Consider the following 13,618-nt stretch of genomic DNA (forward strand, 5'->3'; position numbering starts at 1 on the left):
GGCGCATGGCGACAACACGTCCGATTAATGGGCTGGATCCGACCACACGTCCGGTTCCCACCACACGGCTGGTCGTGATCGGTAACGGGATGGTGGGGCACAAGCTGCTGGAAGTGCTGGCGGAGCTGCGTCCGCCGGGACTGGAGGTGACGGTCCTCTGCGAGGAAAGTCGCCCGGCCTACGACCGCGTCCATCTCTCCGAATACTTCGCAGGCCGTAGCGCGGACGATCTCTCGCTGGTGGCACCCGGCTTCTTCGAGCAGGCCGGCATGGATCTGCGGCTAGCGACGCGCGCCGCGCACATCGATCGCGCCTTCAAGCGCGTCACCACGGTGGACGGTGAAGTCATTCCCTACGACAAGCTGGTGATCGCCACCGGATCGACGCCATTCGTGCCGCCGATTCCCGGCAACGATCGCCCCGGTTGCCTGGTGTACCGCACGCTGGACGACCTGGCGCAGCTGTCCGAATGGGGCCGGCAGTCCAAGCGCGGCGTGGTGGTGGGCGGCGGCCTGCTCGGGCTGGAATGCGCCAAGGCGCTGCGCGACATGGGCCTGGAAACCCACGTGGTCGAATTCGCGCCACGTCTGATGGCCGTACAGGTCGACGACGGCGGCGGCCGCATCCTGCACCGGACCATCGAGGAGCTCGGCCTCGTGGTGCATACGGGCAAGAACACCCAGAAGATCGTCGACGGCACCAAGGCGCGGCATGCCATGAAGTTTGCGGACGGCAGCCAGCTTGAGACCGACCTGATCGTGTTTTCCGCCGGTATTCGCCCGCGCGACGAACTGGCTCGCCAGTGCGATCTCGGGGTGGGCCAGCGCGGTGGCATCATGGTCGACAACTTCTGCCGCACGCGCGACCGCGACGTCTACGCCATCGGCGAATGCGCGCAATGGGGCGGCAAGGTGTTCGGCTTGGTGGCACCGGGCTATGACATGGCCCGCGTGGTGGCCAACCATCTGTACGCACTGTCGACGCGCCACGAGGCGCGGGACCTGCCGGAGTTCGCCGGCGCGGACATGTCGACCAAGCTCAAACTGATGGGCGTGGACGTGGCCAGCATCGGCGATGCGCACGGCGCCACGCCGGGCAGTCGCAGCTACCAGTTCAGCGACGAACGCCGCCAGGTCTACAAGAAGCTGGTGGTATCGGAGGACGGCAAGCGGCTGCTCGGCGGCGTGCTGGTCGGCGATGCCGCCGAGTACGGCACCCTGCTGCAGATGATGCTCAACGGCCTGGAACTGCCGGAGGCGCCGGAGTCGCTCATCCTCCCCGTGCCGGGCGACAAGCCGCGGGCGGGGCTGGCGGTCGATGCGCTGCCGGCCTCCGCGCAGATCTGTTCCTGCAACAACGTATCCAAGGGGCAGCTGTGCCAGGCGGTGGCGGACGGTGCCGCCTCGATCGGCGCGCTCAAGGACGCCACCCGCGCGGGCACCACCTGCGGCGGCTGCGTGCCGCTGGTCACGCAGATCATGAAGGTGGAGATGCAGCGCCAGGGCCTGGCGGTGACCAACCACCTGTGCGAGCACTTCGCCTATTCGCGGCAGGAGCTCTATCACCTGGTGCGCGTCGAGCGCATCCGCCGCTTCGACGAGCTGCTGGCGCGCCACGGCAAAGGGCTGGGCTGCGACATCTGCAAGCCCACGGTCGCCAGCATCCTCGCCTCGTGCTGGAACGAGTTCGTGCTGCAGCAGGAGCACGCGGCGCTGCAGGATTCCAACGATTACTTCCTCGCCAACATCCAGAAGGACGGTACCTATTCGGTGGTGCCGCGCATGCCCGGCGGCGAGGTGACGCCGGACGGCCTGATCGCGATCGGGCGCATCGCCAAGACCTACGGCCTGTACACCAAGCTCACCGGCGGCCAGCGCGTGGACATGTTCGGCGCGCGGCTGGAGCAGCTGCCGCTGATCTGGGAGGAGCTGATCGCGGCCGGGTTCGAGTCGGGGCATGCCTACGGCAAGTCGGTGCGCACGGTGAAATCCTGCGTCGGGTCCACCTGGTGCCGCTTCGGCGTGCAGGATTCGGTCGGCGCGGCGATCGATCTGGAGAATCGCTACAAGGGTCTGCGCTCGCCGCACAAGCTGAAGTTCGCCGTCTCCGGCTGTGCACGCGAATGCGCCGAGGCGCAGAGCAAGGATGTGGGCATCATCGCCACCGAGAAGGGCTGGAACCTCTATGTCTGCGGCAATGGCGGCATGAAGCCCCGGCACGCCGAGCTGCTGGCGGGCGACCTGGATACGGCCACGCTGGTCCGCTACATCGACCGCTTCCTGATGTTCTACATCCGCACCGCCGACCGCCTGCAACGCACCAGCGTGTGGCGCGACAACCTGGAAGGCGGCCTGGATTACCTGCGCGACGTGATCGTCCACGACAAGCTCGGCATCGCCGCCGAACTCGAAGCGGAGATGGCGCAGGTCGTGGATGCCTACGAATGCGAGTGGAAACGGGCCGTCACCGACCCCCAGGTGCGCAACCGCTTCCGCCACTTCGTCAACAGCGATGCCGGCGACGACCAGGTGGCTTTCGTGCCGGAGCGCGGGCAGATACGGCCGGCGACGCCGCAGGAGAAGCGCACGCTTCGCGGCATCCCGGTGGTGGTCGAGACGGAGTGAGGCGATGAACCAGGTACTCGAAGAGACTGGCTGGACCACCGTCTGCACGATCGGCGACATCGTGCCCGAGGCCGGCGTCTGCGCGCTGGTGGACGGCGAACAGGTCGCGGTGTTCCGCGTCGGCGGCGAGCTTTACGCGATCGACAATGTCGATCCATGCTCGGGCGCGGCGGTGCTGTCGCGCGGGCTGGTCGGCAGCCTGGGTGAGCGGGTGGTGGTGGCCTCGCCGATCCACAAGCAGCACTTCGACCTGCGCACCGGCGAATGCCTGGAAACGCCACGGCATGCCGTCCGCACATGGCGCGTGCGGCGACAGGGCGATGGCGTGCAGGTAGGGCGCGGCGGCGCATGAGGGGAGCGGCGTCCACCACCTGTCCCTATTGCGGCGTGGGTTGCGGCGTATTGGCTGGCGTGGATGCCGAAGGCATTGCGCGGGTGAAGGGCGATCCGGCGCACGCGTCGAATCATGGGCGCCTGTGCGTCAAGGGCGCGGCACTGGGCGATACGGTCGGCCTGGAAGGGCGCCTGCTGCATCCGATGTTGCGCGGGGCGGACGGTGCGCTGCAGCGGGCCGGCTGGGACGAGGCGATCCGACGCGTGGCCGACGGCTTCGCGCGCATCGTCGCGGAGCATGGCCCGGACGCGGTGGCGTTCTATGTCTCCGGGCAGTTGCTGACCGAGGACTATTACGTCGTCAACAAGCTCGCCAAGGGTTATCTCGGCACCGCCAACATCGACACCAACTCGCGGCTTTGCATGTCCTCTGCCGTGGCGGGCCACAAGCGCGCGTTCGGCGAGGACGTGGTCCCCGGTTGCTACGAGGACCTGGAGCAGGCCGACGTGGTGGTGCTGGTCGGCTCCAATACAGCCTGGTGCCATCCAGTGCTGTTCCAGCGCATCGCGGCGGCGCGTGAAAGGCGCGAGGGACCGCGGCTAGTGGTGATCGATCCGCGCTTCACCGCGACTTGCGAACCGGCGGACCTGCATCTGCCGATCCGGCCCGGCACCGACGTGCGGCTGTTCAATGGCCTGCTGTCGTTCCTGTTCCGGCATGGCGTCATCGATCCGGCCTTCATCGATGCGCATACTGACGGTTTCAACCAGGCACTGGCGGCCGCCGAGGCGGAAGCGGGCGATCCAGCCGAGGTGGCGCGCCGCTGCGGTTTGCAGGAAGCCGACGTGCTCGCGTTCTATCGCCTGTTCGCCAGGCACGAGAAGGTGGTCACACTGTTCTCGCAGGGCGTCAACCAGTCCACCAGCGGAACGGACAAGGTCAACGCCATCATCAATTGCCATCTCGCTACCGCGCGCATTGGCCGCTCAGGCATGGGGCCGTTCTCCATCACGGGCCAGCCCAATGCGATGGGCGGTCGCGAAGTGGGCGGGCTGGCGAACATGCTCGCGGCGCACCTGGAATTGCAGGACCCAGTGCATCGGGACATCGTGCAGTCGTACTGGCAGTCCCCGCACGTGGCCGACAAGCCCGGCCTCAAGGCGGTCGAGCTGTTCGATGCGATCGGGGAGGGGCGGGTCAAGGCGGTCTGGATCATGGCGACCAATCCTGTGGTGAGTCTGCCCGACGCCGACCGCGTTCGCGCGGCGCTTGCCCGCTGCGAGCTGGTGGTGGCTTCGGACATCGTCGAGCGCACCGACACCAATGCCTTCGCTCACGTGCTGCTGCCGGCGCTGGGCTGGGGCGAGAAGAACGGCACGGTGACCAACTCCGAGCGCCGCATCTCGAGACAGCGGCCATTCCTGTCCGCGCCGGGCGAGGCGCGCGCCGACTGGCGCGTGGTCTGCGACGTGGCGAGGCAGATGGGGTTCGGGCACGGCTTTGCCTTCGAGCATCCGCGCGACATCTTCGTCGAGCACGCGGGACTCACTGCCTTCCGCAATCACGAGGCGGCGACCGATGGCTTGCCCGCGGCGCTCAGGCGCCTGCACCTGGGAGCGCTGGCCCGGCTCGACCGGCAGGCGTACGACGCGCTCGATCCGGTGCAATGGCCGGTGACGGAAGCGGGGAGTGGCACGCCACGCCTGTTTGCGGATGGCGCTTTCAGCCATGCGGACGGACGCGCGCGCTTCGTCGCCACGGTTTCGCGCGCACCGGCCCATGCCGTCGATCGCGAATATCCGCTGGTGCTCAACACCGGCCGCATCCGCGACCAATGGCACACCATGACGCGCACCGCGCGTTCGCCACGTCTCACCGGACACATTGGCGAACCCTTCGTCGACATGCATCCGCACGACGCGCTGCGCTCCGGTGTGCGCGACGGCGAACTGGCGCGGGTGAGCTCGCGCTGGGGGGCGATGGTCGCGCGTGTGCGGCACGGCGGCGGGATCCTGGCCGGCAGCGTGTTCGCGCCGATCCACTGGAGCGACCAGTTCGCCTCGGACGCGCGCGTCGGCGGCGTGGTGAATCCGGCGGTCGACCCGGTGTCCGGCGAACCGGAGTTCAAGCACACGCCGGTGCGGATCGAGCCCTTTCCGGTGCGTTGGTACGGCTTCGCGCTCAGTCGCCGGCCCTTGCCCGCATCGGCATTGAGCTACTGGACACTGATTCGCGGCGACCGTTTCCTGCGTTACGAACTCGCCAACCGCGAACGGCCGGCTGACAGCGAGGCGTGGGCGCGCGCATGGCTCGGCGTGGACGACGCGCAAGCCGACTGGCTGGCCTTCGAGGATCGCGAGACCGGCGTGTATCGCGCGGCCCACGTGCGCGATGGTCGCATCGAATCCTGTTTGTTCCTGGCGGCGCAGCCACACTTGCCGTCGCGCCAGTGGCTGTCGTCCTTGTTCGGGCGCGAACGGTTGGACGAAACCGACCGCATGGCGCTGCTCTCGGGCGAGCCGCCGGGCGGAGGTGGCGACCCTGGACCGGTGGTGTGTTCCTGTTTCGGCGTGGGCCGCAACACGATTTGCGACGCCATCCGTGCCAACGATCTGGACCTGCCGGCGCAGATCACCGCGGAACTGCGCGCCGGCGGTAACTGCGGCTCCTGTATTCCCGAACTGCGCCGGCTGATCGCCGAGACGCGCGCGACCACCGAGGCATGAGCGGCATGGAGGCAGCCGGAGGACAAGCCATGAAGCTTTATCCGCTTTTCGCCGATCTGAAGGGGCTGCCGGTTCTGGTGGTCGGAGGTGGCGGCGTTGCCAGGCGCAAGGTCGTCGCGCTGTGCGAGGCGGGTGCGCTCGTCCGCGTCGGCGCGCCGCAGCTCGAGCCTGAACTGGCGGCATGGGCCGACGACGGCCGGATCGCCTGGCTGCGCGGCGCCTACGAGTCCGCCTGGCTCGATGGCGTCTGGCTGGTGGTCGCGGCCACCGACGACCGTGAACTCAATGCACGGATCGCCGCCGATGCCGGTGAGCGGCGTATCTTCGCCAATATCGTGGATGACGCGGCCTTGTCGCGCTTCCACGTGCCGGCGATCGTCGACCGTTCCCCGCTGACGATCGCCATTTCCACCGCTGGCGCAGCGCCCGCGCTGGCGAGCCGGTTGCGCGAAACGCTGGAACGCGTGGTGGACCATGCGTTCGGCGAGCTGGTCCGGTTGGCGCAGCGGCACCGCGCGCGCATCACGGGGCGATTCGTCGATCTCGCGGAGCGCCGCGGTTTCTATGGCTGGCTGCACGATGGCCCAGTGCTGTCGTTGCTCCGGCGGTCGCGTCCGCTGGATGCCGAGCGTGCACTGCTCGGTGCGTTGCAGGCACCGAGCGGCGCGGCGGCGAAAGGCTCCGTCGTCCTGGTCGGCGCCGGCCCTGGGCATCCGGGCTTGCTGACGCTCTCGGCCCTGCGCGCGCTCGGCGAAGCCGACGTGATTCTCCACGATCAACTCGTGAGCGCGGACGTGCTCGCGATGGCGCGACGCGACGCCGAGCGCATCGATGTCGGCAAGCGCTGCGGCGGTCGTCACGTGAAGCAGGAGCACACGCATCAGCTGATGCTCATGCATGCGCGCGCCGGGCGGCGGGTCGTGCGCCTGAAGGGCGGCGATCCGTTTGTGTTCGGTCGCGGTGGTGAGGAGCTGGCCTTTCTGCGCCGGCATGGCGTGGACGTCGAGATCGTGCCGGGGGTGACGGCCGCCGTGGCCTGCGCGGCATTCGCGGGCATTCCGCTCACGCATCGCGATCATGCGCAGTCGGTATGCCTGGCCACGGCACATGGCAAGGATGTGGCCGATACATTGAGCGGGTCAGTGCTCGCCAATGCGCGCCAGACGCTGGCCGTCTACATGGGCGTGGAAAAGCTGGAGATGCTTGCGGCGCAGCTGCTCGCGCACGGGCGCGCCGCGGATACGCCGGTGGCGCTGGTGGAAAACGGTACCTTGCCCCGGCAGCGCGTGGTCGCCGGCGTCCTGCGCGATCTGCCGGCGCTCGCCAAGCAGCATGCCGTCGCGACGCCCGCCTTGTTGATCGTGGGCGAAGTGGCCGCGTATGCGCGCGAACACACCTGGTTCGGCGAGCTGGTGGATGCGCCGAAGGGCGCGATGCCGTCAGTCGCCGAGGAAGCCTGCATGGAAGTTGCCTGAGCATGCGTGGCGTCTCGTTCCATGCGGAGGCGGTCGATGGGTGGGGGTAGCGCGCTCGAGCCTTCGCTGACCGGCCGCAGCGTCGCGGTGCCGGAATCGCGCGAGCTGGATGTGTTCGCCGCGTTGCTGGAGCGCCGCGGTGCGACGGTGCTGCGCTGCCCGCTCGTCGACATCCGCGATGCGCCGGACCCTGCGCCACTGCTCGACTGGCTGCGCATGTTCAATGCGGGCGGCTGTGACGACCTGGTGCTGTTCACTGGCGAAGGTCTGCGCCGGCTGCTCGGCGTGCTGGAGCGGCATGCGCCCGGCGAGCGTGCGCCTTTCGTCGAAAGGCTCGCGCAGGTGCGCATCGTCGCACGCGGTCCCAAGCCGGGCAGGGTGCTGCGCGAGCTGGGCCTGCGGCCGGACCTGATCGCGGACCCGGCCACCACGGCAGGTGTGATCGCCTGCCTCGGCGGACTCGACCTGCGCGGGCGCCGGGTGGGCGTGCAGCTCTATGGCACCGAGCCGAACGAGCCGCTGATGGCCTTTCTCGCTGGGGCGGGCGTGCAGGTCTTTCCGGTGGCTCCGTACCGTTATGCCGACGCGGCGGACGATGCGGAAGTCATGGCGCTGGTGGAGCGCATGCGCCAGGGAGCCGTCGATGCCATCGCATTCACCAGCCTGCAGCAGGTGGAGCGCCTGTTCCGGCTCGGGGAGGCGCAAGGGCAGGGCGCCGATGTGCGCGAGGCGTTGTCGCGCGCGGTGGTGGCCGCTGTCGGGCCACTGGTTGCCGAAGCCTTGGCGCGGCACGGTATCCATGCGCAGGTGGTGCCAGCCGGTAGCTATTACATGAAGCCGCTGGTGACGGCACTGACCGGCGCACTCGCGCGATAACACCGGGGCGGCGCGGCGTTTCCACGCACCAGGTGCGCAGAAACGCCGCGGCTCAGGCTCAGCGCAGTTCGACCACCACCAGGCCTTGTGGCGGCACGTCGATGCTCAGACGATCGTTGGGCAGCGGGAGCTGTTCCGGTGCGGCAAGCTTGCCCGCCTTGCGCAGTTCCTGGATCTGCTCGCGGCTCGGCCAGTCCGGACGGCCCATCTTGTCGAAGGCGGCAACGGCGTTGCCGTGGTCCTGGTCCAGGCGCCACGCCGTGGCCTGCGCACCGGCCTTCAGATGCTTCAGGTCGACCTCGAAATGCTTCGACGGGCCGGAAGGCACGCCGGGTGTGTAGCGGTCGGTGTCGCCGAGCGGCGCCGTGTAGTTCCACAGCGCGAGCACCACAGTGCCGTCGGGGCGGCGCGTGGCGAGCGCGCTGTCGGTCTTCAGCGGCAACTGCGTGTCGCCGAGCTTGTGCAGCATGGCGAAGGCATTGAAGGCCGGCTTTTCGATGCGGTCTGCGGCGATCAGGCCGAAGCCGCCGTAGAAGGGGTTCTTCACCACGCCCTGTTCGTCGAATACGTCGGAGAACGACCAGAAGCTCATCAGCTCCACCTTGCCTGCGCAGGCGCGAATGGTGTTGGCCATCCACGGGCCCATGAACACGGTATCGGTGACGTTGGCCAGGTTGGCGTAGGACGCGTTGTATTCGCTGTAGACCAGCGGCAGCTGCGGGAAGGGCGAGGCGGCGATTTCCTTGTGCGACTTGTCGACCGCGCGGCACACCATGTCGCGACGGACGATCTTCTCGGTGGTCTTGAAGACGTTGTCGGCGGTGTCGTCGCCGTAGACGTGCGTGCTGACGAAATCGATCGGCGTGCCGCTCTGCTTCACGTGCTGGAGGAACTCCGGCAGCCACGCGGCCTGGGCCGTGGCCGGGCCGCCGACGCGCAACCGCGGGTTGACCGCTTTCAGGACGCGGGCAGTGCGGTCGTACAGCTCGTAATAGGTGGGCTTCTCGGGCTTGCCGCCCCAGAAGGCGAGATTGGGTTCGTTCCACACCTCGAAGTACCAGCTCGACACTTCCTCGATGCCATAGCGCTCGATCACATGCTCGGTGAAGGCGCGGACCAGCGCTTCCCATTCGGCCCAGTCCTTCGGCGGCATCACGTTGGGGTGGTACCAGAAGTCATGGTGGCTGGCCGGCTCGGTGCTCATCTCCGGCGGCATGAAGCCCAATTCGACGAAGGGCTTGACGCCGCGGTCCAGCAGGCCGTCGTAGACCTGGTCGATATAGCTGAAGTTGAAATGCAGCTTGCCCTGCGGGTCGCGCCAGGCCGCGCCCATGTCGCGGTCGAAGATGCCGTGGAAGCGGATGTAGCTGAAGCCGGTGGCGGCCTTCACCGCTTCGAGGTCCTTGCGGTAGTCGTCGCGCAACGCCAGCACTGCGCGGCCGGAGCCGAACATCTGTTCCCAGAAGTGCGGCAGCGGCGTGCCCTTGGCCGAGGCGTCGACCTGCAGCCGCACCGTCTCGTCGCCCGCGGGGGCGGCGTGCATGGGGCTGGCAAGGGCGAGACAGATGGCAACACAGGCAGCCATGCGGCGAAGCGGGGAAGGGGTGGACATCGCGGTTCCTTCGACGGGTGGGGTGGTCGGCCAGGCTTGGCCTGGCTAGGATGTAAACGTTTACACGGCAAGGATGGGAGTCTCTTACAGACCGGTCCGTCCAATCAATACGTCGCGTACCGCGTGGCACCCATCGAGGAGTCGATCCATTCATGCCTGCACCGACCAGCTCACGTTTCGCTGCTTCGCGGTTTCGCCGCGCGACGGGGCATGGCCTGCTGGCGCTCGCCGGCATGCTGGCGGCGCAGGCGATGCCGTCCGCCGAGGCGAAGGAGCGGGCGGGAAGCACCTGGGCCAACCCGGTGGACATCGACTACCGCTACAACTTCGAGCAGATGAATCAGGGCATTTCCTATCGCACCGGGGCCGACCCCGCGGTGGTGCGTTATGGCGACGCCTACTATCTGTTTCTCACCTTGGCCGACGGCTACTGGCGCTCCACGGACTTACTGCATTGGCAATTCGTCGCACCGGATCGCTGGCCGTTCGACAGCGAGGTGGCGCCGGCCACGCTGGTCGCCGACGGCAAGCTTTTCCTCATGCAATCGGCGACCGCCGAACGCCCGCTGCTGGTCTCCACCGACCCGGCGCACGGACGATGGGAGTTCTGGACGCGGCAATTGCCACCCGTGCCTGGGGCCGTTTCCAGCGCGACCGAATACCGTATCCAACCGGGCGAGCTGCCGCCGGGGCCGTGGGACCCGGGCCTGTTCCAGGACGAGGACGGCAAGACCTATCTGTACTGGGGTTCGTCCAGCGTCTATCCGCTCTATGCCGCGCAGATCGACCTGAGGCTGGGCGATGAAGTGGAAGGCGAGGGCAAGCGGCTGGCCTTCGTCGGCGAACCGAAGGCGCTGTTCAAACTGCAGCCCGAGGCGCATGGCTGGGAGCGCTTCGGCCAGGACCATGCCGATGAAAACACCAGGCCATTCATGGAAGGGGCGTGGATGAATCGCCACGGCGGCCGCTACTACCTGCAGTACGCCGCACCCGGCACCGAGCACAATGCCTACGGCACCGGCGTCTACGTCGGCACAGGGCCGCTCGGGCCGTTCGAGTACGCGCCATACAACCCCGTCGGCGAGAAACCCGGTGGTTTTGTGGTAGGCGCGGGGCATGGTTCCACGTTCCAGGACGCCTATGGCAACTGGTGGAACACCGGTACGTCCTGGGTCGGCAGCAATTGGGCCTTCGAGCGGCGCGTCGGTCTCTACCGCGCGGGGTTCCACGCGGATGGGCAGATGTGGGTGGACACGCGGTTCGGCGATTTCCCGCAGCGCATGCCCGATCATCGCCTGAGGGACGACGAAGACACCTTCGCCGGCTGGATGCTGCTTTCGTACCGCAAGGCCGCCACGGCCTCGTCTTCGCTGCCGGAGCACCCGGCAACCGCCGCCACGGACGAGGATGTGCGCACGTTCTGGGTGGCGGGGCGCAACGCACTGGGCGAGACGCTCACCGTCGACCTCGGTGGCGAGCGTACGGTGAGGGCGGTGCAGGTGAACTATGCGGATTACCGGTCCGAGCGTTACGGCAACGCCCCTGACATCGTCGCCCGATTCCGCATCCAGGGCTCGCGCGATGGCGAGCACTGGGAGACCCTGGCCGACCTGTCACACGAGACGCGCGATCGCCCCAATGCCTATCTGGAGCTGTCGCGCCCGGCGCGCCTTCGTTATGTCCGTTATGTCCACGAACACGTCGGTGCGCGCACGCTCGCCATCGCCGACTTGCGCGTGTTCGGCCGTGCCGATGGGCCGCCACCGCCCGCACCAGCAAAGGTGACCGTGCGGCGGAGCGCCGACGGGCGCGATGCCGACATCGCCTGGACGGCGGTACCAGGTGCGGTCGGCTACAACGTGCGCTGGGGGGTGGCGAACGATCGGCTGCATTCCACGTATCAGCGTTTCGCCGATCAGCCGACGCACTTCACCTTGCGTTCCTTGAACAAGGGCGTGCATTACGTCGTGGCGGTGGAGGCATTCGACGAGCGCGGCGTGTCGGTGCTGTCGGAGATTCGGTCGCTTTGAACAAGGCTGGCGGTGCGTGCAGCGGGCGAGGGGGCGCGGTACGGCATGCCTTCGAGGGGCGGGCGGGTCAGAGCGAGCCGGCGGAATCGACCAGTACCTGCTCCAGCGCTTCGGCGGCTTTCGACAGGGAAGGATGCCGGTCGATGACGTAATCCAGCGAGCCCAAGTCGGGCAGATCCTCGAGTCGCGTCAGGCCATCGGGCATGGCGTAGCCTGTGAAGGCGCTGACGCCAAGGCCGGCCATCACTGCGGCATGGATCACCACGATGCTGCTGCTGACCACCGCCACGCGATAGGGACGGCCTGCCGCCTTCAGCGCCTCGAAGATGCGTGTCCGGGTAACGCTGGGTTCGGGGTGCACGGCCAAGGAAAGTACTTGGTCCGCGCCACGCTCCGGCGTGACCGCGCTGCCGCACCAATGCAGCGGTTCGGTGCGTACGACGCGACCGCGCTGGCTGCCGCTGAGCCGCTTGGCGAAGACCAGGTCGTGCCGGTCTTCGTCCAGTTCGCGGAACAGGTCTCCGCTGAGGCCCGTGCGTATCACCAGTTCCACCTCGGGGTTGCGCTGCACGAAGCTGGCCAGTGCCGTGGCCAGGCGTGACGAGGCGAAATCTTCGGGCAGGCCGAGGCGCACTGTGCCGTTCAAGGGCGGTCCGCACACCGAGGTCATCGCTTCGTCCATCAATTGGAGGATCTGCGCGGCATAACGTTGCAGCGTTTCGCCGCCGGGCGACAGGCGCACGTTACGCGTATCGCGCTCGAACAGCGGCCGCCCCACCAGTTCCTCCAGCCGGCGGATGTGCTGGCTGATAGTCGATTGCGACAGATAGAGCTGCTCGGCGGCGCCGGTAAAGCTGCCGGCGCGAGCCACGGCGGCGAAAGTGCGTAAGAGTTCGGTGGGCAATGGACGCATTGGGAAATCCAATCAATCGTCTCGGGAAACGTCATGAATCGCCGCGTTACGCCCAGGGCCGTCCGCGCGAAACCTTTCTTGCGAGCCCGCCGGGCTTGCCGCCATCGGCCATCGCCCGGCGACTTACGTCCATAAAACGCTCCGAGGATACCCCCATGAACCGCAAATTCCTTCAAGGCCTGGCCGCCACGGCCGCATTGATCGCCGGCTCCGCTGCCGTACCGGCGATGGCCGCGCCCGTGCGCAACATCGTGCTGGTCCACGGCGCCTGGGTGAATGGCAACGGCTGGAAGCCGGTGTACGACATCCTGGTCAAGGACGGCTACCGCGTCTCGGTGGCCGAGCATCCGCTGACGTCCTTCGCGGACGACGTGACGGCGGTCAAGCGCATCGTCGACATGCAGGACGGGCCCGCGATCCTGGTCGGGCACAGCTACGGCGGCGCGCTGATTACCGACGTCGGTAACGATCCGAAGGTGGCCGGCCTCGTGTACATCGCGGCCCATGCCCTGGACCAGGGCGAAACCGAAGTCGCCAATGGCAAGCGTTATCCCAGCGAGACCAGCAAGACAACGGATATCAAGAAGACCGCCGACGGGTTTCTCTACCTGGATCCCTCGAAGTATCCGGCGGACTTCGCGGCCGACCTGCCGCCCGCACAGGCGCGTTTCGAAGCTGACGCGCAGGAGCTGACCGCCGCCTCCGTCTTCAGCGCACCGGCCGGGCAGCCTGCCTGGAAGACCAAGCCGACCTGGTACGCCGTCGCCACCGCCGACCGCATCATCAATCCCGACCTCGAACGGATGTACGCCCGCCGCGCCCATGCCCACACCATCGAGATCCAAGGCGCGAGCCATTCGGTGTACGAGTCGCACCCGAAGGAGGTGGCGGCGCTGATCGAGCAGGCGGCGGAACGGTCGATGCCGTAAAGGGGCGTGGCGCGGAAGCTGCCTTGGCAGGGTGGCTTCCGCGCCGCTGGGAGGCTTCATCCCTCGTCATTTGAATTTGTCGGACAATTAGACAACACT

General features: G+C 67.7%; 9 protein-coding genes. 7 read left to right on the top strand and 2 right to left on the bottom strand.

All coding sequences use genetic code 11. The features are described 5' to 3' along the window. The first annotated feature begins 5 nt into the window (after positions 1 to 5). The 5 genes from nirB to RKE25_RS12325 are packed head-to-tail and all read left to right on the top strand — an operon-like array spanning position 6 to position 8,035. Positions 6 to 2,624, top strand: coding sequence for a nitrite reductase large subunit NirB (gene nirB, locus RKE25_RS12305; protein ID WP_311838390.1), 2,619 nt, complete (start codon positions 6 to 8; stop codon positions 2,622 to 2,624). A gap of 4 nt (positions 2,625 to 2,628) precedes the next feature. Next, positions 2,629 to 2,976, top strand: a complete 348-nt coding sequence (gene nirD, locus RKE25_RS12310; protein ID WP_311838391.1) for a nitrite reductase small subunit NirD — start codon at positions 2,629 to 2,631, stop codon at positions 2,974 to 2,976. Then, positions 2,973 to 5,684: a molybdopterin-dependent oxidoreductase gene (locus RKE25_RS12315; RefSeq protein ID WP_311838392.1), complete on the top strand. Its 2,712-nt coding sequence runs from the start codon at positions 2,973 to 2,975 to the stop codon at positions 5,682 to 5,684. The genes nirD and RKE25_RS12315 overlap by 4 nt, the downstream gene beginning before the upstream one ends. A 29-nt stretch (positions 5,685 to 5,713) precedes the next feature. After that, the gene (gene cysG / locus RKE25_RS12320; RefSeq protein WP_311838393.1) at positions 5,714 to 7,159 is read left to right on the top strand and encodes a siroheme synthase CysG; all 1,446 of its coding nucleotides are present in this window, start codon (positions 5,714 to 5,716) and stop codon (positions 7,157 to 7,159) included. A 36-nt stretch (positions 7,160 to 7,195) separates the two neighbouring features. Continuing rightward, on the top strand, positions 7,196 to 8,035 hold the full coding sequence (locus tag RKE25_RS12325) for a uroporphyrinogen-III synthase (RefSeq protein WP_311838394.1): 840 nt from the start codon (positions 7,196 to 7,198) through the stop codon (positions 8,033 to 8,035). Positions 8,036 to 8,093: 58 nt separating this feature from the next. Here RKE25_RS12325 and RKE25_RS12330 read toward each other — a convergent pair whose 3' ends face one another. Then, positions 8,094 to 9,647 carry a glycosyl hydrolase family 39 gene (locus tag RKE25_RS12330; RefSeq protein ID WP_311838395.1) on the bottom strand — a complete coding sequence of 518 codons (1,554 nt, stop codon included), beginning with the start codon at positions 9,645 to 9,647 and terminating at the stop codon, positions 8,094 to 8,096. Between the two features lie 152 nt (positions 9,648 to 9,799). On the opposite strand from RKE25_RS12330, the gene RKE25_RS12335 reads away from it, so the two are divergent. Beyond that, positions 9,800 to 11,677 carry a family 43 glycosylhydrolase gene (locus RKE25_RS12335; RefSeq protein ID WP_311838396.1) on the top strand — a complete coding sequence of 626 codons (1,878 nt, stop codon included), beginning with the start codon at positions 9,800 to 9,802 and terminating at the stop codon, positions 11,675 to 11,677. Positions 11,678 to 11,744: 67 nt separating this feature from the next. Here RKE25_RS12335 and RKE25_RS12340 read toward each other — a convergent pair whose 3' ends face one another. Beyond that, entirely contained in the window at positions 11,745 to 12,590 is an 846-nt protein-coding gene (locus RKE25_RS12340) for a LysR family transcriptional regulator (protein ID WP_311838397.1), read from the bottom strand. A 155-nt stretch (positions 12,591 to 12,745) separates the two neighbouring features. Between RKE25_RS12340 and RKE25_RS12345 the strand changes: the two genes are divergently transcribed. Then, on the top strand, positions 12,746 to 13,519 hold the full coding sequence (locus tag RKE25_RS12345) for an alpha/beta hydrolase (RefSeq protein WP_311838398.1): 774 nt from the start codon (positions 12,746 to 12,748) through the stop codon (positions 13,517 to 13,519). Positions 13,520 to 13,618: the final 99 nt, after the last annotated feature.

The organism is Dyella sp. BiH032, assembly GCF_031954525.1.
Classification (GTDB): domain Bacteria; phylum Pseudomonadota; class Gammaproteobacteria; order Xanthomonadales; family Rhodanobacteraceae; genus Dyella_D.

Bases quoted from the DNA above. Each gene is read 5' to 3' on its own strand.
- RKE25_RS12340 (WP_311838397.1), bottom strand. From the start codon at position 12,590: ATGCGTCCATTGCCCACCGAACTCTTACGCACTTTCGCCGCCGTGGCT.
- nirB (WP_311838390.1), top strand. From the start codon at position 6: ATGGCGACAACACGTCCGATTAATGGGCTGGATCCGACCACACGTCCG.
- RKE25_RS12325 (WP_311838394.1), top strand. From the start codon at position 7,196: ATGGGTGGGGGTAGCGCGCTCGAGCCTTCGCTGACCGGCCGCAGCGTC.
- RKE25_RS12315 (WP_311838392.1), top strand. From the start codon at position 2,973: ATGAGGGGAGCGGCGTCCACCACCTGTCCCTATTGCGGCGTGGGTTGC.
- RKE25_RS12345 (WP_311838398.1), top strand. From the start codon at position 12,746: ATGAACCGCAAATTCCTTCAAGGCCTGGCCGCCACGGCCGCATTGATC.
- cysG (WP_311838393.1), top strand. From the start codon at position 5,714: ATGAAGCTTTATCCGCTTTTCGCCGATCTGAAGGGGCTGCCGGTTCTG.
- nirD (WP_311838391.1), top strand. From the start codon at position 2,629: ATGAACCAGGTACTCGAAGAGACTGGCTGGACCACCGTCTGCACGATC.
- RKE25_RS12335 (WP_311838396.1), top strand. From the start codon at position 9,800: ATGCCTGCACCGACCAGCTCACGTTTCGCTGCTTCGCGGTTTCGCCGC.
- RKE25_RS12330 (WP_311838395.1), bottom strand. From the start codon at position 9,647: ATGTCCACCCCTTCCCCGCTTCGCCGCATGGCTGCCTGTGTTGCCATC.